This is a genomic window from Modestobacter versicolor, assembly GCF_041028285.1.
In the GTDB taxonomy this organism is placed as follows: domain Bacteria; phylum Actinomycetota; class Actinomycetes; order Mycobacteriales; family Geodermatophilaceae; genus Modestobacter; species Modestobacter versicolor_A.
The window spans coordinates 19,766-37,673 of record NZ_JABGDB010000002.1; the positions used below are offsets into that span (position 1 = coordinate 19,766).

The window sequence follows — 17,908 nt, forward strand, 5'->3', positions numbered from 1 at the left end:
CACCGCGCCTCGTCGCCCGGTCGAACTCCTCTCCGGATCCCCAGTCGGGATCCCGTCGTCCCCTCCTGCGCGCCCGCTGCCGGAGTTCGCTACACCAACCGAAAGGAAGCGCTGTGTTGAGCACCAGACTCGGCAAGGCGAGCAAGAGGGCCATCGCGGTCGCGGCTCTCGCAACGACGCTGACCACGATCGCGGCGTGCGGGGGCGGCTCCGACAGTGCCTCCGGAGGGGCGTCCGACGGTGGCGGGAAGGTGGACGAGGACGCGGCGGCCGCCGCCTCCGAGAGGTTGGAGCCCAATCTGGAGGAGATCTCCGACATCGGCATCACGACCCCGCTGACGAGCGCGCCCGAGGCGGGGAAGGTCGCCTACCTCATCCGGTTCAACAACTCGACGTCGGAGCCGATGGAGCAGCCGTTCAAGGACGCGGTGGGCGCCCTGGGGTGGGAGAGCCGAGTGCTTGCCACGGACGCGGCGGACCCGCAGGGCACGAGCAACGCCATCAAGCAGGCTGTCGCGGCCGGCGCCGACTACATCACGATCAACTCGACGAGCGTCGATGCGATCGGGCCGGGGCTCGACGCGGCGAAGGCCGCAGGCGTCCCCATCGTCCTCAACGCCTCGGTGGGCGAGGTCGAAGGTGAGGCGAACGGCATCTACGGCAACGTCGCCAACGTGGACAACATCGCTGCGTCCGGGCTCGCACTGATGGACTGGGCGATCGCCGACAGCCAGGGCGCCGGCAGTGTGCTGTTCGTGACGTACCCCGACATCCCCATCCTGGCGGCGTCCGGAGCCAAGGTCGAGGCGGGCTTCAAGGAGAACTGCCCGCAGTGCTCACTGAGCATCTTCAAGCTCTCGACCCCGCAGGTGGTCAACGGGGACATGGTGACCGGCATCGTCTCGGAGATCCGGAAGAACCCGGAGATCAAGTACGTGACGATGGACATCAGCCTGGCGGGCGTGGGCCTGCGTGAGGCGCTGGACGCGGCGGGCCTGACCGACGTGGAGATCGGCGTCGGTTACCCGACCACCGACCAGTTCGAGGGCATCCGGGACGGCAGCTACGGGATCGGGGCCGCCTACGGCAACGACGACGCCGTCTACGCCGCGGTCGACCAGATGGCCCGACTCGACGTCGGGATGGACGCCGCCCAGGACGAGCACGCCGTGCGGCCCTTCCAGCTGTACACCGAGGACAACATCGGCGCCGACGTGGACTACTGGGCCGGGCCGCAGGGGTTCAAAGAGCAGTACCTCGCCCTGTGGGGCAAGGACTGAGGAGCCGGTCACGTTCTGGGGCAGCGACCTGCCGCCCCAGGACTCCACGACGTGAGGATGAGGGGACGGGTGGTGTCCGTGTTGGTCAGCTGTGGCACGGAACGCCGCGCATCGTGACGACCCCGCCGCCGGACACAGGCCGGGAGCACCGAGCAGGACGGTGCCAGATCGCCGTCTCGAGGAGGAGGCCACGTCGATGGAACTCGGGCTGAACACGTCGAGTCTCGACACGGCGATCCGCGACGCGCAGGTGGCCGAGCGGCTCGGGTTCGACTACCTGGGTTGCGGCGAGCACCTGTTCTTCCACGGCCCCATGCCGAACAGCTTCATCCAGCTGGCCGCGGCTGCCGGTGCCACCACGAGCATCCGTCTGGTCAGCGCCATCACGCTGCTGCCGCTCTACCCGGCCGCACTGGCCGGGAAGCTGGCCGCCTCGCTCGACATCGTCTCGGGAGGCCGGTTCGAGCTGGGTGTCGGTGCTGGTGGGGAGTACCCGGCCGAGTTCCACGCCGTGGGGGTCGACCCGGCCACGCGGTTCCGCCGGATGGACGAAGGCCTGGAGATCCTCCACCGGCTGTTCAGCGGCGAGACGGTCGACTTCGACGGTGAGTTCGCCAGCCTCCACGACGTCACGCTGGATCCTGCACCGTTGACCCCGGGCGGTCCCAGGATCTGGATGGGCGGCCGCAAGCCGGGTGCCATCCGCAGAGCCGGCAGGTACGCCGACGTGTTCATGCCGTACATGGTCGAGCCGTCCGGTCTCCGCCGGTCGCTGGACGCCGTCGACGTCGCTGCCGTCGAGGCGGGGAGGGAACCCGGCGACGTCTCCGGCGCCGCCTACCTGTGGACCTGCGTCGACCCGGACGGTGACTGGGCGAGGAAGACGGGTGTGGACACCGTGAGCAGGACCTACGCCCAGGACTTCGCACCGCTGGCCGACCGCTACCTGGCGCTCGGCACGCCCGAGCAGGTGGTCGACCGGGTGCGGCAGTACGCCGACGCCGGCGCCGGACGTGTCCTCTTCCAGATCGCTGCTCCGCCGGAGCACCGCGACCGGGTGGTGGCCACGCTGGCGCGCGACGTCGTCCCCCAGTTGCGAGCAGGGGCACGACCGGACCCGGCGGACCCCGTACGCGCCGATCGCTGAGCGTGGGCCGACGTCGTCGGCCGATCCGGCTGCTGGACATGCGGTCGCCTCACCGGCCCGACGCGGGCACCGACGTCCACACCGCGTCCTCACGACCGAGGGGCCGGCAGCCCGCTCGGCGCCGATCAAGCACAGGGAGCGCTCGCCGGTGAGGTGGGTGCCCGAAGAGGAGGAGATGGACATGGACGTCAAAGGACGATCAGCACTCGTGACGGGCGGCGCGTCGGGATTGGGCCTCGCTACGGCCCGGCGGCTCGCGGACGACGGCATGCGCGTGGTGGGGCTCGACCTGGAGGCATCCGTGCTGCGTGCGGCGGCGGCCTGGCCGGAGCTGGAGTTCGCAACTGCGGACGTGCGGGACCCGGAAGCGGTGACTCGTGCCGTCGCACAGGCCAATCGGGATGGCGACTTGTCGGTCGTGGTCAACTGCGCAGGCATCGGCGACCCGAGTCGGGTCGTCGGCCGGAGTGGTCCGGTGGACCTCGAGCGGTTCGAACGGGTGCTGAGCGTCAACCTGGTCGGCACGTTCAACGTGATCCGGCTCGCCGCGCACGCCATGATCGGCAACGACCTCCAGGGTGAGGAGCGCGGCGTCATCGTCAACACGGCGTCGGTCGCCGCTTTCGACGGCCAGATCGGGCAGGCCTCCTACGCCGCGTCCAAGGCGGGCATCGCCGGCATGACCTTGCCGATCGCGCGCGAGCTGGCGGCCTCAGCCATCCGCGTGGTGACCATCGCCCCCGGCCTGTTCGAGACGCCGCTGCTCGGTCAGCTGCCCCAAGAGGTCCGCGACGAGCTCGGCGCCCAGGTCCCGTTCCCCTCCCGGCTCGGTGCGCCGGAGGAGTACGCGGACCTGCTCAGCGCGATCGTCCGCAACCCGATGCTCAACGGCGAGGTCATCCGGCTCGACGGGGCCATCCGGATGGCCCCGCGATGAGCGTCGACTCGACCGAGGCGGACCTCGAGGCGCTGGTCCGCCCCGAGGCACTCGGGGCGCTGCTCGCCGACCGGCTGAGCGACGACAGCTGGCGTGACCTCACGGCGCGACTGATCACCGGCGGGAAGTCGAACCTTACCTTCGAGGTGACCAGCGGAGGCGGCAGCCTCGTCCTCCGCCGGCCGCCCACCGGCACCCTCCTGCGTGGAGCACACGACATGGCACGCGAGGTCACCGTCCAGCGCGCGCTGCTCGGTTCGGCCGTCCCGGTGGCCGACGTGGTCGTGTTCGACCCGGACGGCGAGTTGCTCGGCGTGCCGTTCTACGTGATGCGCCGGCTGCCCGGACGGACGGTGAGCCACGAGCTGCCGCCCGAGTGGGTCGGCCGGACGGCCGACGTCGCGTCGCTCGTCGACGACCTCGTCGCGACCCTCGCAGCCCTGCACGAGGTGTCACCTGCAGCGGTGGGGCTCGGCGAGTTCGGCCGGGGGGAGGGCTTCGCGGCACGTCAGGTGAAGACCTGGCGCCGACAGTACGAGGCGTCCCGGACCCACGACGTACCGGCCGTCGAAGAACTCCACCAGCGCCTGCAGACGCACACCTGGCAGCAGCAGTCGATCTCGATCGTCCACGGCGACTACCGCCTGGACAACTGCCTGGTCTCCGACGGCCTGCCGCCCCACATCACCGGCGTGCTGGACTGGGAGCTGGCCACGCTCGGCGACCCGCTCTGCGACCTCGGCATGCTGCTCTTCTACTGGCCCGAGCCCGGCGAGCCGGCCCCCGTGCTGACCCCGGCTGTCACGGCCTCCGGCGTGTTCCCGACCCGGGCCACGGTCACCGCTTCGTACGCCGCCGCTTCGAGCTGGGACCTGTCCGATCTGCCGGCCTACCTGGCGCTGGCACATCACAAGTTCGTCGGCATCGCCCAGGGCATCGCCTCCCGGGTCGCCTCAGGACAGATGGCCGGGCAGGACTTCGGGCCGCTGGACGACGAGATCGAGCGCATAGCCACGGCCGGACTGGCCGCCTTGGAAGGGATCTGACGTGGACTTCGCACTGTCCGGCACTGCGCAGGAGACCTGCGCTCGCATGTGGGACTTCATGAACGAGGAGGTGTTCGCCGCTGAGCCGGTGTGGGCCGGGCAGTTGGCCGAGCACGGTGCGCACTCGCACCCACCGGTCATGGCCGACCTCAAGGCGTCGGCGCGTCGCCGCGGCTTGTGGAACCTCTTCCTGCCCGACCTCGGCGGACTGTCCAACGTCGAGTACGCCGCGGTCGCCGAGATCACCGGGTGGTCCCCGGTGATCGCCCCGGAGGCGATCAACTGCCAGGCGCCGGACACCGGCAACATGGAGACGCTGATCGGCTTCGGCACGGACGCGCAGAAGTCGAGGTGGCTGGAGCCGCTGCTCGAGGGACGGTCCCGGTCGGCGTTCGCCATGACCGAGCCCGACGTCGCTTCATCGGACGCCACCAACATCCAGACGTCGATCGTGCGCGACGGCGACGACTACGTGGTCAACGGCCGCAAGTGGTGGATCACCGGGGTGGCCGACGAGCGGTGCGAGATCTTCATCGTGATGGGCAAGTCGGACCCGACCGCGGCAGCTCACCGGCAGCAGTCGATGATCCTGGTCCCGCGGGACACCCCGGGTGTCACCATCGAGCGGCACCTGCCGATCTTCGGCTACCAGGACCAGCACGGGCACTCGGAGATCGTCTTCGACGACGTCCGGCTCCCCACCGACCACCTGCTCGGCGAGGAGGGCGACGGGTTCCGCATCGCGCAGGCGCGGCTCGGTCCCGGTCGCATCCACCACGCGATGCGAGCGATCGGCATGGCGGAGCGGGCCCTGGCCCTGATGGTCGACCGCGCCCAGAGCCGGGTGGCGTTCGGCAAGCCGCTCGCCGAGCAGGGGGTGGTCCAAGAGCTGATCGCACGGTCGCGCATCGAGATCGACCAGGTCCGGCTGTACGTCTACCGGACCGCCTGGCTCATCGACCAGGTCGGGGCGCGGGGCGCCAGGAGCGAGATCGCCGGCATCAAGGTGGCCGCGCCCGCCGTGGCGACGGCCGTCATCGACCGGGCGATCGAGGTGTTCGGCGGGGCTGGGGTCAGCGATGACACACCGCTGGCCTACTTCTACGCGTGGGCGCGGGTCCTCCGCATCGTCGACGGTCCGGACGCCGTCCACCGGCGCACCATCGCGCGCGAGGAGCTCAAGCGCGTCCGTCCGGCGGTCCTCCCGGGGGCGCCGGCCCGTTCGGGCGACACCGCCAGCAGGCAGGCCGCGCGATGAGCCCCGACGCTCCACTGGCTACGTGCGACGTCTCCGACGGCGTCGCCCTGATCACCTTCCGCCGGGCGCACGCCCGTAACGCCGTCAACGCCCAGCTGTCCGCGGCGGTGGGCGAGGCGCTCGAGGCCGCCGACGCGGACCCGGCGGTGCGGGCCGTCGTCGTCACGGGTGACGGGCCGGTGTTCTGCGCCGGTGCGGACCTGAAGGGGATCGCCGCGGGGGAGGACCTGACGGCACCCGGACATCCCGAGTGGGGCTTCGCCGGTCTGGTGCAGCACGCCGTCTCGCTGCCCGTCATCGCGGCCGTCAACGGGCACGCGATGGGTGGGGGAGCCGAGATCGTGCTCGCCTGCGACCTGGCCGTGATGGCCGGGGACGCCCTGTTCGGCCTGCCGGAGGTGACGCGCGGCCTCTACGCCGCCGCCGGCGGGACGATCCGCCTGCCGCGGCAGGTGCCGCTCAAGGTCGCCCTGCAGGCAGGGCTGACCGGTGACCCGATGACCGCAGGGGACGCTGCCCGATGGGGTCTGATCAACGCCGTCGTCCCGCGGTCCGACGTCGTGGACGAGGCGCTGACACTCGCCCGTCGCATCGCGGCCAACGCGCCGCTGGCCGTGGCCGTGACGAAGTCGATGATGCACGCAGCGGCGGGGGCAGGCCCGGAGTGGGGCGGCGCGTTGTGGCGGCGACAGGACCAGGAGATGGCGCGGCTGTTAAGGTCGCGCGATGCCCGCGAGGGTGCCCAGGCCTTCGTGGAGAAGCGTCCGCCGGCATGGACCGGACGGTGAACCGCGCCGTGGCGGTGTGAGTCGTAGAGCCGGACCCGCCCGGGCCGACGGGTCCGGCTCCCACCCGGCCGCGTCGGCGCGAGCGGTCACGCCGGCGTCGGAGGTGTGCGTCGCCAGGTGTACGTGATGACGCGACGGCTGAACCGCGGGACTCCCTGCCCGTCCACGCGGACCGTGTCGCGGTACGTCCCCGTGGAGAGCGTCTCGCCCGCCTCGTACGTCACCCAGTCCGCTCGACTCGAGATGCCCTGATCGAACTCCTCCAGCACCAGGACGTTGAACGAGTGGTGGACGACGCCGAGGCGGGACAGCGACATCCAGGCGGTGAGCTCCTCGTGTCCCCGAACCGTTCTCGCGGGACTCTCCAGGACGGCGTCGTCGGTGAAACAGCTCAGGAAGAGCCGGGTGTCGGCCGTGTCCAGCCCCACGGCGTAAGCGCTGTAGAGGTCGACCAGTCGTGCGGTGGAGGCCATGTCCACTTCCTCTCGGTTCGATACGGCGACTCTACCGAGTCTTGCTGAACTAGCGATAGCTAAGTAGCGTGGTGAACCGGTACACGCCACGTGTCGCAGAGTCTGTCTGCGCGCCCTCGGGTCGCGGACACCTGATCTGTCACGCCCCCGCCTGTGGGTCGCGTGCCGCACGTACCCCACCCCGGGGAAGAGGAGTGAGGACCGCGAGATGAGCACACTCGATCTGTTCCGACTGGATGGGCGCACCGTCGTCGTCACCGGGGCGAGCAGTGGTCTGGGGGAGGGCTTCGCCCGGGCACTGGCCGGTGTGGGTGCGAACCTCGTCCTCGCCGCCCGGCGGGAAGACCGGTTGGCGGCGTTGGCCGACACGCTCCGCGCGTCGGGGGCGAAGGTGGACACCGTCGTGGCCGACGTGAGCAGTCCTGAGGACTGCGCACGTGTCGCGGCGACCGCGGTGGAGTCACAGGGACGGATCGACGTCCTGGTCAACAACGCCGGCCTCGGGCACGTGGGCGGGGCGCTGAAGGAGACGCCGGAGAGGTTCCGCCGGATCGTCGACGTCAACCTCAACGGCGTGTTCTGGATGGCGCAGGCATGCGCTCCCCGGATGGTGGAGGGCTCATCGATCGTCAACGTCGCCAGCGTGCTGGGGCTGATCGCGCCGCGGTTCCCCCAAGCCGGCTATGCCGCATCGAAGGCCGGGGTGATCGGACTGACCCGCGACCTGGCCGGTGAGTGGTCCCAGCGGCGCGGCATCCGCGTCAACGCGTTGTGCCCGGGCTACTTCGACTCCGAGATGACCGCCGACGGGCGCGAGGTCCTGGCCACGATGGTGGCCGACCACAGCATGTTGGGTCGCTTCGGGACCCAGGCCGAGCTCGATGCCGCCCTGCTGTTCCTGGCCAGCCCGGCCTCGTCCTACGTGACCGGGACGACGCTCACCGTCGACGGCGGACTCGCTGCCTACTGACCGGATCGCACGGCCTCGGCACACGGGGTCCGCACGAGACCCCACCCGGACGAATTCAGGCTCTGAGGAGACCAGCGTGATGATCGGAGTACCTGGCGAGAACGCGGCCCGCGAGACGCGAGTCGCGGCGACACCGGCCACGGTGGCCAAGCTCGTGGGTCTCGGTCACGAGGTGGTCGTCGAGTCCGGGGCGGGGCAGTCCAGCAGCTTCCCCGACGAGGCCTACGGGGCGGCGGGGGCGCGCATCGGGACGGCGACCGAGGCGTGGGCCGCGGACGTCGTGCTGCGCGTGAACGCGCCGTCGGTCGAGGAGATCGCGCTGCTGCGGGACGGCGCGACGCTGATCGGGCAGCTGGCTCCGGCGTTCAACCCGGCGCTGGTCGAGGCGCTGGCGGCCCGGCCGATCACCGCGCTCGCGGTGGACGCGGTCCCGCGCATCTCCCGGGCGCAGTCGATGGACGTGTTGTCCTCGATGGCCAACATCGCCGGGTACCGGGCGGTGATCGAGGCCGCGCACACCTTCGGCCGGTTCTTCACCGGGCAGGTCACCGCCGCGGGCAAGGTGCCTCCGGCAAAGGTGCTGGTCGCCGGTGCGGGCGTGGCCGGGCTGGCTGCGATCGGCGCGGCGTCCAGCCTGGGTGCGATCGTGCGGGCCACCGATGTGCGCCCGGAGGTCGCCGAGCAGGTGCGGTCGCTGGGCGGGGAGTACGTGGCGGTGCCGGCCGGGGAGACCGAGGCCAGCTCCGATGGCTACGCGCGGGAGATGGGCGAGGACTTCAACCGCCGCGCCGCGCTGATGTACGCCGATCAGGCGGCTGAGGTGGACATCATCATCACCACCGCGCTGATCCCCGGCCGCCCGGCGCCGCTGCTGATCACCAAGGAGATGGTCGCCTCCATGCGGCCGGGCAGCGTGATCGTGGACATGGCCGCCGCGCAGGGTGGGAACGTGGCCGGATCGGTGGCCGACGAGGTGGTGGTGACCGACAACGGGGTGTCGATCATCGGCTACACCGACCTGCCCGGCCGGCTGCCTGCGCAGGCCTCGCAGCTGTACGGCACCAACCTGGTCAGCCTGCTCACCCTGCTCACCCCGGCCAAGGACGGGCAGCTGGTGCTGGACTTCGAGGACGTCGTCCAGCGGACGATCACCGTGGTCCGCGACGGGGAGACGACCTGGCCGCCTCCGCCGGTGCAGGTGTCGGCGGCCCCGGTGCAGGCTCCCCCTGCGGCGATCGAGCTGGCGCCGAAGGCGCCACGACCGCCGTCCCGGAAGTTCGTCGTCGTCGGCATCGCGGCAGCGGCGCTGTTCCTGATCACCGGGTTCTCCCCGAACGAGCTGATCGGGCACTTCACCGTCTTCGCCCTCGCCGTGGTCGTCGGGTTCTACGTCATCGGGCACGTGCACCACGCGCTGCACACCCCGCTGATGAGCGTGACCAACGCGATCTCCGGGATCATCGTCGTCGGCGCCCTGCTGCAGATCGGCCACGACGAGTCGGTGGTCACCGCGCTGGCCACGATCGCGATCCTGCTCGCCAGCATCAACGTGTTCGGCGGGTTCGCCGTCACCCGCCGCATGCTCGCCATGTTCACGAGAGGACCGGCCCGATGAGCGCCGTCACCGCCGCCTCGGCCGCCTACATCGTCGCCGGCCTGCTGTTCATCCTCAGCCTGGCCGGCCTCTCCAAGCACGAGACCGCCAAGACCGGCAACGTCTACGGGATGGCCGGCATGGCCATCGCCCTGGTCGCCACCGTCGGGCTTGCGGCGTCCCGCGACATCTCCGCCCTCGGGGCTGTCCTGCTCGTCGCGGCCGTGCTCGTCGGCGCGGTGATCGGGCTGTGGCGGGCCCGTCGGGTGGAGATGACCGGCATGCCCGAGCTGATCGCGATGCTGCACAGCTTCGTCGGCGCCGCGGCGGTGCTGGTGGGCTGGAACGGCTACCTGTCGGTCGAGGCTCGGGCCGACGAGCAGACCGAAGTGGCCGGCGACCTGCTCGGCATCCACTCGGCCGAGGTCGTCATCGGGGTGTTCATCGGCGCGGTCACCGTCACCGGCTCGATCGTCGCCTTCCTCAAGCTCTCAGGGCGGATCAAGTCCAACCCGCTGATGCTCCCGGCGCACAACATGCTGAACCTCGGCGCCCTGGTCGCCTTCGTCGTCCTCACCGTGCTGTTCGTGATCGATCCGAGCCTGCCGCTGCTGATCGCGGTCACGGTGCTGGCCCTGGCGCTCGGGTGGCACCTGGTCGCCTCGATCGGCGGGGGTGACATGCCCGTGGTGGTGTCGATGCTCAACAGCTACTCCGGGTGGGCCGCTGCCGCGTCGGGCTTCCTGCTCGGCAATGACCTGCTGATCCTCACCGGCGCACTGGTCGGCTCCTCCGGTGCCTACCTGTCCTACATCATGTGCACCGCGATGAACCGGTCGTTCCTGTCGGTGATCGCCGGCGGCTTCGGCAACGAGGGCGCCGCCGCGGTCGACCGGGACTACGGCGAGCACACCGAGGTCAGCGCCGACCAGGTCGCCGACCTGCTCGCCGACGCCCGCACGGTGGTGATCACCCCCGGCTACGGCATGGCCGTGGCCCAGGCGCAGGGCGCTGTCGCCGAACTCGTGCGGCACCTGACCGACCGGGGCACCGACGTGCGGTTCGGCATCCACCCGGTCGCCGGCCGGCTGCCAGGGCACATGAACGTGCTGCTGGCCGAGGCGAAGGTGCCCTACGACATCGTGCTGGAGATGGACGAGATTAACGACGACCTCGCCGGCACCGACGTCGTCCTCGTGATCGGCGCCAACGACACCGTCAACCCGGCCGCCACCGACGACCCCACCAGCCCGATCGCCGGCATGCCGGTGCTCAAGGTGTGGGAAGCCGACCAGGTCATCGTGTTCAAGCGGTCGATGAGCACCGGCTACGCCGGGGTGCAGAACCCGCTGTTCTTCCGGGACAACAGCCGGATGCTCTTCGGCGACGCCCGCGAACGCGTCGAGGACATCCTGGTCGCCCTTCCCAAGCCCGACCGTACGACCGTGGGCCACGGCCGCCAGGACTGACTGCCGAGCCAGCGCCTGGCGTCACTCCCCACGACGGTCTACTGGGCCGGGAGCATCGCGTTGCATCCGCTGACGAGGCCCTACCGGCGTCGATCGAATCGGTTGACTTAACGCTCGCTACATCTTAGATTCTGTGATGGGTGTCTCAGGGCGCCGTGAACGGGGTCGCCCAACCGCACAGGCCAAGGAAGGTCCCTCATGTCACACGAGTCCGAGATCTCGACCGCTGAGCACTACGACGCCGTGGTGGTGGGGGCCGGTGTCACCGGTATCTACCAGCTGTCGCGCCTCGTGGACCTCGGCCTGAGAGTCCGGCTCTTCGAGGCTGGCGGGGGAGTGGGTGGGACGTGGTACTGGAACCGCTACCCGCTGGCCAGGTTCGACTCGGAGGCCTACTCGTACGGGTACTTCCACGACAAGGGCCTGCTGGACGAGTGGAACTGGTCGGAGGTCTTCCCGGCTCAGCCCGAGATCGAGCGGTACTTCAACCACGTCGTCGACCGCTGGCAGCTACGGGACCACATCCAGCTGAACACGAAGGTGGAAGGCGCCGTCTACGACGAGTCGACCAGTCGCTGGGACGTCAGCCTCTCCACGGGTGAGGTCGTCACGACCAAGTACTTCATCCCTGCCGTGGGCATGCTGTCGGCGCCGTACACGCCTCCCTTCCCGAACCTGGACAAGTTCACCGGCACGCTGCACCACACCTCGCTGTGGCCAGAGGAGCCTGTCGACTTCCGTGGCAAGAAGGTGGCCGTCATCGGCACCGGGTCGACCGGTGTGCAGATCATCCCGGCGGTCGCCGAGGTCGCCGAGTCCCTGACCGTCTTCCAGCGCACGCCGAACTGGGTCACCCCGCTGAACAACCGCGAGATCTCCGAGGAGGAGATGGCGGAGATCAAGGCGTCGTACGACGAGATCTGGGCCAAGATCGCCGTCAACCCCCTGGGCGGACCGCACGAAGCGGACCAGCGCAACACCCTCGAGGTCCCGGAGGAGGAGCGTCAGGCGAAGTTCGAGCGGCTCTGGCGCGACGAGGGGCTGGCCAAGGTGGGCAACAACTTCATCGACATGCCGACGAACCCGAAGGCGAACGAGACCTGGTGTGAGTTCGTCGCGGCCAAGATCAGGTCACGGGTGAAGGACCCCGTCGTGGCCGAGAAGCTCATCCCCAAGGACCACGGGTTCGGTGCCAAGCGGCCGCCGATGGAGACCAACTACTACGAGGTCTACAACCAGGACAACGTCGAGCTCATCGACCTGCACGAGACGCCGATCGTCGAGTTCACCCCCACCGGGATCGAGACGACGGCGCGGAGCTTCGACTTCGACATCGTGGTACTGGCCACCGGCTTCGATGCGGTCACCGGGGCGATGGAGCGGCTCAACGTGCGCGGCGAGGACGGTCTCGAGCTGGTCGCCGCCTGGGCCGACGGCCCGCAGACGGTCTTCGGCGTCGGGTTGCCCGGGTTCCCGAACCTGTTCATCACCGGTGGGCCCCACGTGGGCATCGGCAACGTCCCCCGCGGCACCGAGCCCCAGGTCAACTTCATCACCGAGTTGATCAAATACGCCGAGCGGATCGGCAGCAACACCGTCGCGACGACTCCCGACGCTGCCGCCGAATGGGTCGAGCACGCCCTCGACCTCGTGGCCGACGTGGCCATCATGAAGTACAAGCACAACTGGTACACGGGCGGCAACATCCCCGGCAAGAAGCAGGTCTTCACCCAGTACGCCGGCGGCATCCCGGAGGCCACGAGGCGCATGGAGGAATCGGCCGCGGCCGGCTTCCCTGAGTTCGAGCTCCGCTAGCCGGGTCGTCGACGGAGGCGGCCGCACCATCCCTGCCGCCCCCGTCGGGGTGCACGTCCTCGTCCCCCTGGCGCCGACGTCGCGGTTCGACGCCCCGACAGCACGCCGGACAGTCGGCCAGTCTCGTCGTGGCTGGCGCGGACATGGACGCCTCTGTGTCAGATGACCCGGTTCCTTCTCGAAGGGAGAGATCGCATGGAAGACATGATCGGCCGTGCCTACCACGACCTGCCGTGGGACTACGACAAGGGCGAGGAGGTCCAGGTCGTCTTCCGCACCGACCGTGAGGCGTTGCAGCCCCTGCTCCCGCCGGTCCTCGAACTCCCCGACGGGCCGGCTCTGGCCGTCGTCACGGCTGTGCACCACGCGCGCAGCACGTTCGGGCCCTACGTCGGGGTCTACCTCGGCATGCTGGCCGTCTTCGAGGGCCAGACCGTGCTGCATCGGCTCACCGGGATCAAGACCAGCTTCCCCGGCACCGCCGCAGGACGTGAGCAGTGGGGCATGCCCCTCCAGGTGGGTGAGGCGAGCATGGTCTGGGACGGCGACGTGCTCACCATCGCTGCGGGCCGGCACGGCCAGGACTTCGCCCGCTTGCAGGTCCGGCTGGAGCGGCGGGTCGAGCGGCCCGTCGGGAGGTTCACCGGCTCCACCTCGGTGGCTCGCCGTCCGCCCTGGGAGAACGCGGGGAAGCAGAACGTCCTGCTCGGCGGACGCAGCGACCCTCCCGACCCGGACGACATGGTGTTCTGGACGGGATCTGCCGTGCTCAGGCTCATCGGCGGCGACCCGGGTGACGACTGGTCGATCCTGCCGGTGCGCGAGGTGATCGAGACGAACTACAACGTCGGCGGGCACAGCGCTCTGACCGGCCCGTACATCCTCACCGAGTACTGACCGTCCTCCGACGTCGGAGGGACGGTGGCGCCGGACGCTGACCCGTCGAGCGCCACGGATCGAGGGGAACGGCGGTCCCGTCCGCCAACCGCGCGAGGGAGCGTCGGCGGGTCACCGTGGACCGTCGCGTCACCCATCATCGCCACAGCACCCAGAAGAGGACGTGCCCGCAATGACGCAGCACAGGCAGGCAGCAGTGGACGACGAGGCGGTGACCCTCCCCGGCCTCATGATGGACTTCCCGCTGACCGTCCAGCACGTCCTCCGCCGGATGGCGGGGGTCCACGGAGCCAAGAAGGTCGTGACACTCGTCGACCCGGAGACGGGCGAGTGCGTCGAACGCGACTTCCGCGACGTGGTCGCACGGGCCGGCCGACTGGCGCACGCCCTGCAGCGCCTGGGGGTCCGCCCCGGTGACCGGGTCGCCACGCTGGCGTGGAACAACGCCCAGCACCTCGAGGTGTACCTCGCGGTCATGTGCATGGGCGCGGTGCTGCACACGATGAACCTGCGTCTGGCCGACGACCAGCTCGCCTACACCGTGAACCACGCCGGGGACGGCGTCGTGATCGTCGAGAGCTCGCTCGCCGCCCAGTTCGCCGAGGTCCGGCCGGAGCTCAAGACCGTCACGAACGTCATCGTGCTCGACGACGCAGGGGAGCGCTGTGCCGAATTACCGGACGCTCTCGACTACGAGGAGCTGTTGGCGCAGGAGAGCCCGCACTTCCCCTGGCCGGAGTTCGACGAACGGTCGGCTGCTGCGCTCTGCTACACCTCGGGGACCACGGGAGACCCGAAGGGGGTGCTGTACTCCCACCGGTCCATCGTCCTGCACGCACTCGCGATGTCGGGAGCCGACGTCTACGGCATCACCAGTCGTGACCGCGTGCTGGCACTGGTCCCGCTGTTCCACGCCCTGGGGTGGGGGTTGCCGTTCGTGTCCGGCCTGGTGGGGTGTGACCTCATCCTGCCGGGGCGGCACCTGAAGCCAGGCGTGGTCGCCCGGCTCATCGAGGACCAGCAGGCGACGTGGTCCTCAGGCGTGCCGACGCTGTGGCTGGACCTCCTCCACCACGTCGACAGCCGCCGGCCCGACGACCGACCCGTGGACCTGTCGAGCCTGCACACCGTCCTGTGCGGTGGCACGGCCGTTCCGGACAGCCTCATCGAACGGTACGAGGAGCAGTTCGGGGTCGAGGTCATCCGTGGCTGGGGGATGACCGAGATCTTCCCCGGCGCCACCGTCGGACGTGACCAGCCGGGTGACCCGGAGTCCGTGAAGTCGGAACGTCGGAGGACGGGTGGTCGCGTCTCGCCCCTGTACGAGCTCCGCGTCGTCGACCCGGTGGGCGACGTCCTGCCGCACGACGGGGCCACGGTCGGTGACATCGAGGTCCGTGGCCCCGCCGTCACCGGTGCGTACTTCAACGCTCCGGCGGCCACCGCGGAGGCCGTCCACGACGGGTGGCTCCGCACTGGTGACGTCGGCACCATCGACAGCGCCGGGTACCTGCGGATCACCGATCGGGCGAAGAACGTCATCAAGTCCGGGGGCGAGTGGATCTCCTCGCAGGACCTGGAGGTGGCCTTGATGGCTCACCCGGCAGTACGCGAAGCGGCGGTGATCGGCGTTCCCGACGAGCGGTGGGGTGAACGACCACTCGCCTTCGTCGTGCTGCGTGCTCCAGCCAGTCATGATGACCTCAAGGAGTTCCTGAGGGGCCGGGTGGCTCGGTGGTGGGTCCCGGAGCACTTCCAGACAGTCGACGAGATCGCCAGGACGAGCACGGGCAAGTACGACAAGAAGGTCCTCAACGCCTGGGCCGACAGCATCCCGTGACCGCCGGCTGCCACACGGCAGGCTGCAGCCCGACCAGCCAGGTCGGCGGACTCGACGCGCGAGGCGGGATCTGCAGCCGGCGCCGTCGGCTTCGGATAGGTTGGGCGGAGGTCTGGGCTTGACCCGGGGGCAGGATCGTCGAACGGGGCCGAGGTGGCAGTGGGCACGTCGACATCCGGTTCCGACGGCTCGTGGCGGACGCGGGAGGGTGAGCCGCTGCCGCCCATCCTGGCGGCCGCCCTCGCCAACCTCCAGGAACTCGGCTACCACGGGACGACCGTGCGGGGGATCGCCTCAGGCGTGGGCCTCACCATGCCGGCGTTGTACTACCACTACGGCAACAAGGAGGGCATCCTCTTCGCCCTGCTCGACATCGCGATGGACGACCTCCTGGCCCGGATCCGTGACGGTCTCGAGGAGGCCGGTCAGGACACCGAGGCGCGGTTCACGAACTTCGTCACCGCGGTCGTCCTGCACAACACGCTCGAGCGCGATCTCGCGACACTCCACGACGAGTTCCGGTTCCTGACGAGCGACCTCCGCGCGCAGTACGTGGCCAAGCGGTCGGTCGTGGACGAGACGCTGGTCGGCCTGCTGGAGGACGGCGTCGCCGAGGGTGCCTTCGAGACCGATGACGCTCACTTCAGCTCACGGCTCGTGCTCGGCATGTGCAACGGGATCGTGGACTGGTACCACTCCTCCGGTCCCTTGAGTGCCACGGAGATCGCTGACAGGTACGCCCGGAGCGCTGTCCGCCTCGTCGCGCGCGGCGGAGCGCAGTAGACCCGGTCCGATCGACTCCCTCGGGCACGGGGGGCTGTCTGCAACAGCGGTGGCGGTCCGCGGCCGGCGATGGCCTCTGAGCTCGGGCACTCGGGCCAGGGCACGTCCGGCAGGAGCAGCCCGCCGACCGGTCAGGCGTCACGCCAGGCAGCAGGCGCAGCATTCGGCGGTGACCTGGTCGGCCGTGCACCCGGCCGACCTTGACGACTCGCAGATGACGATCGATACTTATCTAGCGAACGCTAAATAGCGGGCCGTCGGTCTCCGGGAGGAACATCGTGAGAGATGCCGTCATCGTCGATGCGGTCCGTACTGGTTCGGGGCGAGGAAAGCCTGGTGGCGTGCTGTCCGGTGTGCACCCCGTAGACCTCCTCGCCGCAGTGCTGCGGCAGCTGGCCGAGCGCAACGACCTCGATCCCGGCCGCATCGACGACGTGATCGCCGGCTGCGTGGGCCAGGCAGGCGAGCAGTCGCTCAACATCGGGCGGCAGGCCGTGCTGGCCGCAGGATGGCCGGTGTCGGTTCCGGCGACCACGGTGGACCGCCAGTGCGGTTCCAGTCAGCAGGCTGCCCACTTCGCGGCTCAGGGCGTGATGGCAGGCGCGTACGACATCGTGGTGGCCTGCGGGGTGGAGTCGATGAGTCGGGTTCCGATGGGCACACCGGGCATGGGGGAGGACCCCTACGGTCCGGCGATGTCGCGACGGTTCCCCGAGGGTCTGGTGAACCAGGGCATCTCCGCTGAGCTGATCGCCGACAAGTGGTCAATCTCGCGCGAGGAGCTCGATGCCTTCGCGGCGCGGTCGCACCGGTTGGCCGGAGCGGCAGGTCAGGCAGGGGCGTTCGACCGGGAGATCGTCCCGGTGTCCGTCGAGGGCGGTGAGCACACGTCCGACCAGACTGTCCGGGCGGCCACGACTCCTGAGAAGCTCGCCGGGTTGCCGACGTCGTTCGCCACACCGGCCGCCCGCGAGCGGTTCCCACATGTGGACTGGCGCATCACACCGGGGAACTCCTCCCCGTTGACCGACGGCGCGTCCGCAGTCCTCATCATGGGCGAGGACACGGCCAAGGCCCTCGGACTCCGTCCACGAGCGCGCTTCCACTCCTTCGCGCTGGCCGGCGACGACCCCTTGCTGATGCTGACTGCGCCGATCCCGGCCACCGAGCGGGCGCTGGCCAGGGTCGGGCTCACCATCGATGACATCGACACCTACGAGGTCAACGAGGCGTTCGCGCCGGTGCCGCTCGCCTGGGCGCACGAGCTGAAGGCCGACCCTGAGCGGCTGAACCCGCGGGGAGGCGCCATCGCCCTCGGCCACGCGCTGGGCTCCTCGGGCACCCGCCTGCTCACGACGATGCTGCACCACCTCGAGGACACCGACGGCCGGTACGGCCTGCAGACGATGTGCGAGGCCGGTGGGCTGGCCAACGCCACGATCATCGAACGCGTCTGAGAGAAGTCGGACAGCCCTCGACCCCGCCTCGCCGGAACTGTCGCCGTCGGGACGTCGTCGGTGGCGGTGGTGACGGTCTGGCAGGTGAACGCCAGCGGGAAGATCTCCGAGCGCGATCTCGAGGGGACGGGGAAGGCCGTCCGAGGCGGTCAGG

Annotated in this window: 15 protein-coding genes; 14 read left to right on the forward strand and 1 reads right to left on the reverse strand. The window is 70.0% G+C overall.

Annotation, left to right across the window (positions count from 1 at the left end; all coding sequences use genetic code 11):
- Positions 1 to 113 precede the first annotated feature (113 nt).
- The 6 genes from HL054_RS06350 (at position 114) to HL054_RS06375 (ending at position 6,456) form a co-directional block, all read left to right on the forward strand.
- Entirely contained in the window at positions 114 to 1,280 is a 1,167-nt protein-coding gene (locus HL054_RS06350) for a sugar ABC transporter substrate-binding protein (RefSeq protein ID WP_369138000.1), read from the forward strand.
- Between the two features lie 196 nt (positions 1,281 to 1,476).
- Complete coding sequence (locus HL054_RS06355; protein WP_369138001.1) at positions 1,477 to 2,427, forward strand: LLM class flavin-dependent oxidoreductase; 951 nt, start codon at positions 1,477 to 1,479, stop codon at positions 2,425 to 2,427.
- Between the two features lie 157 nt (positions 2,428 to 2,584).
- On the forward strand, positions 2,585 to 3,364 hold the full coding sequence (locus HL054_RS06360) for an SDR family NAD(P)-dependent oxidoreductase (RefSeq protein WP_369138002.1): 780 nt from the start codon (positions 2,585 to 2,587) through the stop codon (positions 3,362 to 3,364).
- On the forward strand, positions 3,361 to 4,410 hold the full coding sequence (locus HL054_RS06365) for a phosphotransferase family protein (protein ID WP_369138003.1): 1,050 nt from the start codon (positions 3,361 to 3,363) through the stop codon (positions 4,408 to 4,410). Before HL054_RS06360 ends, HL054_RS06365 begins: the two co-directional genes overlap by 4 nt.
- Before the next feature lies 1 nt (position 4,411).
- Complete coding sequence (locus tag HL054_RS06370) at positions 4,412 to 5,668, forward strand: acyl-CoA dehydrogenase family protein (protein WP_369138004.1); 1,257 nt, start codon at positions 4,412 to 4,414, stop codon at positions 5,666 to 5,668.
- Complete coding sequence (locus tag HL054_RS06375; protein WP_369138005.1) at positions 5,665 to 6,456, forward strand: enoyl-CoA hydratase-related protein; 792 nt, start codon at positions 5,665 to 5,667, stop codon at positions 6,454 to 6,456. The genes HL054_RS06370 and HL054_RS06375 overlap by 4 nt, the downstream gene beginning before the upstream one ends.
- An 86-nt stretch (positions 6,457 to 6,542) precedes the next feature.
- Here the strand turns inward: HL054_RS06375 and HL054_RS06380 are convergent, their stop codons facing one another.
- Positions 6,543 to 6,929, reverse strand: coding sequence for a nuclear transport factor 2 family protein (locus tag HL054_RS06380; RefSeq protein WP_369138006.1), 387 nt, complete (start codon positions 6,927 to 6,929; stop codon positions 6,543 to 6,545).
- A gap of 208 nt (positions 6,930 to 7,137) precedes the next feature.
- On the opposite strand from HL054_RS06380, the gene HL054_RS06385 reads away from it, so the two are divergent.
- The 8 genes from HL054_RS06385 to HL054_RS06420 all read left to right on the forward strand — a co-directional run bounded on the left by HL054_RS06385 (position 7,138) and on the right by HL054_RS06420 (position 17,754).
- A complete protein-coding gene (locus HL054_RS06385) occupies positions 7,138 to 7,899 on the forward strand; it encodes an SDR family NAD(P)-dependent oxidoreductase (protein ID WP_369138007.1) in 762 nt (253 codons plus the stop codon).
- 79 nt (positions 7,900 to 7,978) lie between these two features.
- Complete coding sequence (locus HL054_RS06390; RefSeq protein ID WP_369138008.1) at positions 7,979 to 9,514, forward strand: Re/Si-specific NAD(P)(+) transhydrogenase subunit alpha; 1,536 nt, start codon at positions 7,979 to 7,981, stop codon at positions 9,512 to 9,514.
- Positions 9,511 to 10,962: a Re/Si-specific NAD(P)(+) transhydrogenase subunit beta gene (gene pntB / locus HL054_RS06395; protein ID WP_369138010.1), complete on the forward strand. Its 1,452-nt coding sequence runs from the start codon at positions 9,511 to 9,513 to the stop codon at positions 10,960 to 10,962. Before HL054_RS06390 ends, pntB begins: the two co-directional genes overlap by 4 nt.
- 198 nt (positions 10,963 to 11,160) lie before the next feature.
- Positions 11,161 to 12,777 (forward strand): flavin-containing monooxygenase, encoded by a 1,617-nt coding sequence (locus tag HL054_RS06400; protein ID WP_369138012.1) that lies wholly within the window; start codon positions 11,161 to 11,163, stop codon positions 12,775 to 12,777.
- Between the two features lie 195 nt (positions 12,778 to 12,972).
- Positions 12,973 to 13,674 (forward strand): acetoacetate decarboxylase family protein, encoded by a 702-nt coding sequence (locus tag HL054_RS06405; RefSeq protein WP_369138014.1) that lies wholly within the window; start codon positions 12,973 to 12,975, stop codon positions 13,672 to 13,674.
- A gap of 271 nt (positions 13,675 to 13,945) precedes the next feature.
- Positions 13,946 to 15,514, forward strand: a complete 1,569-nt coding sequence (locus HL054_RS06410) for a long-chain fatty acid--CoA ligase (RefSeq protein WP_369139072.1) — start codon at positions 13,946 to 13,948, stop codon at positions 15,512 to 15,514.
- A 159-nt stretch (positions 15,515 to 15,673) separates the two neighbouring features.
- The gene (locus HL054_RS06415) at positions 15,674 to 16,297 is read left to right on the forward strand and encodes a TetR/AcrR family transcriptional regulator (protein WP_369138015.1); all 624 of its coding nucleotides are present in this window, start codon (positions 15,674 to 15,676) and stop codon (positions 16,295 to 16,297) included.
- Positions 16,298 to 16,575: 278 nt separating this feature from the next.
- A complete protein-coding gene (locus HL054_RS06420; protein WP_369138017.1) occupies positions 16,576 to 17,754 on the forward strand; it encodes a thiolase family protein in 1,179 nt (392 codons plus the stop codon).
- The last annotated feature ends 154 nt before the right edge of the window (positions 17,755 to 17,908 follow it).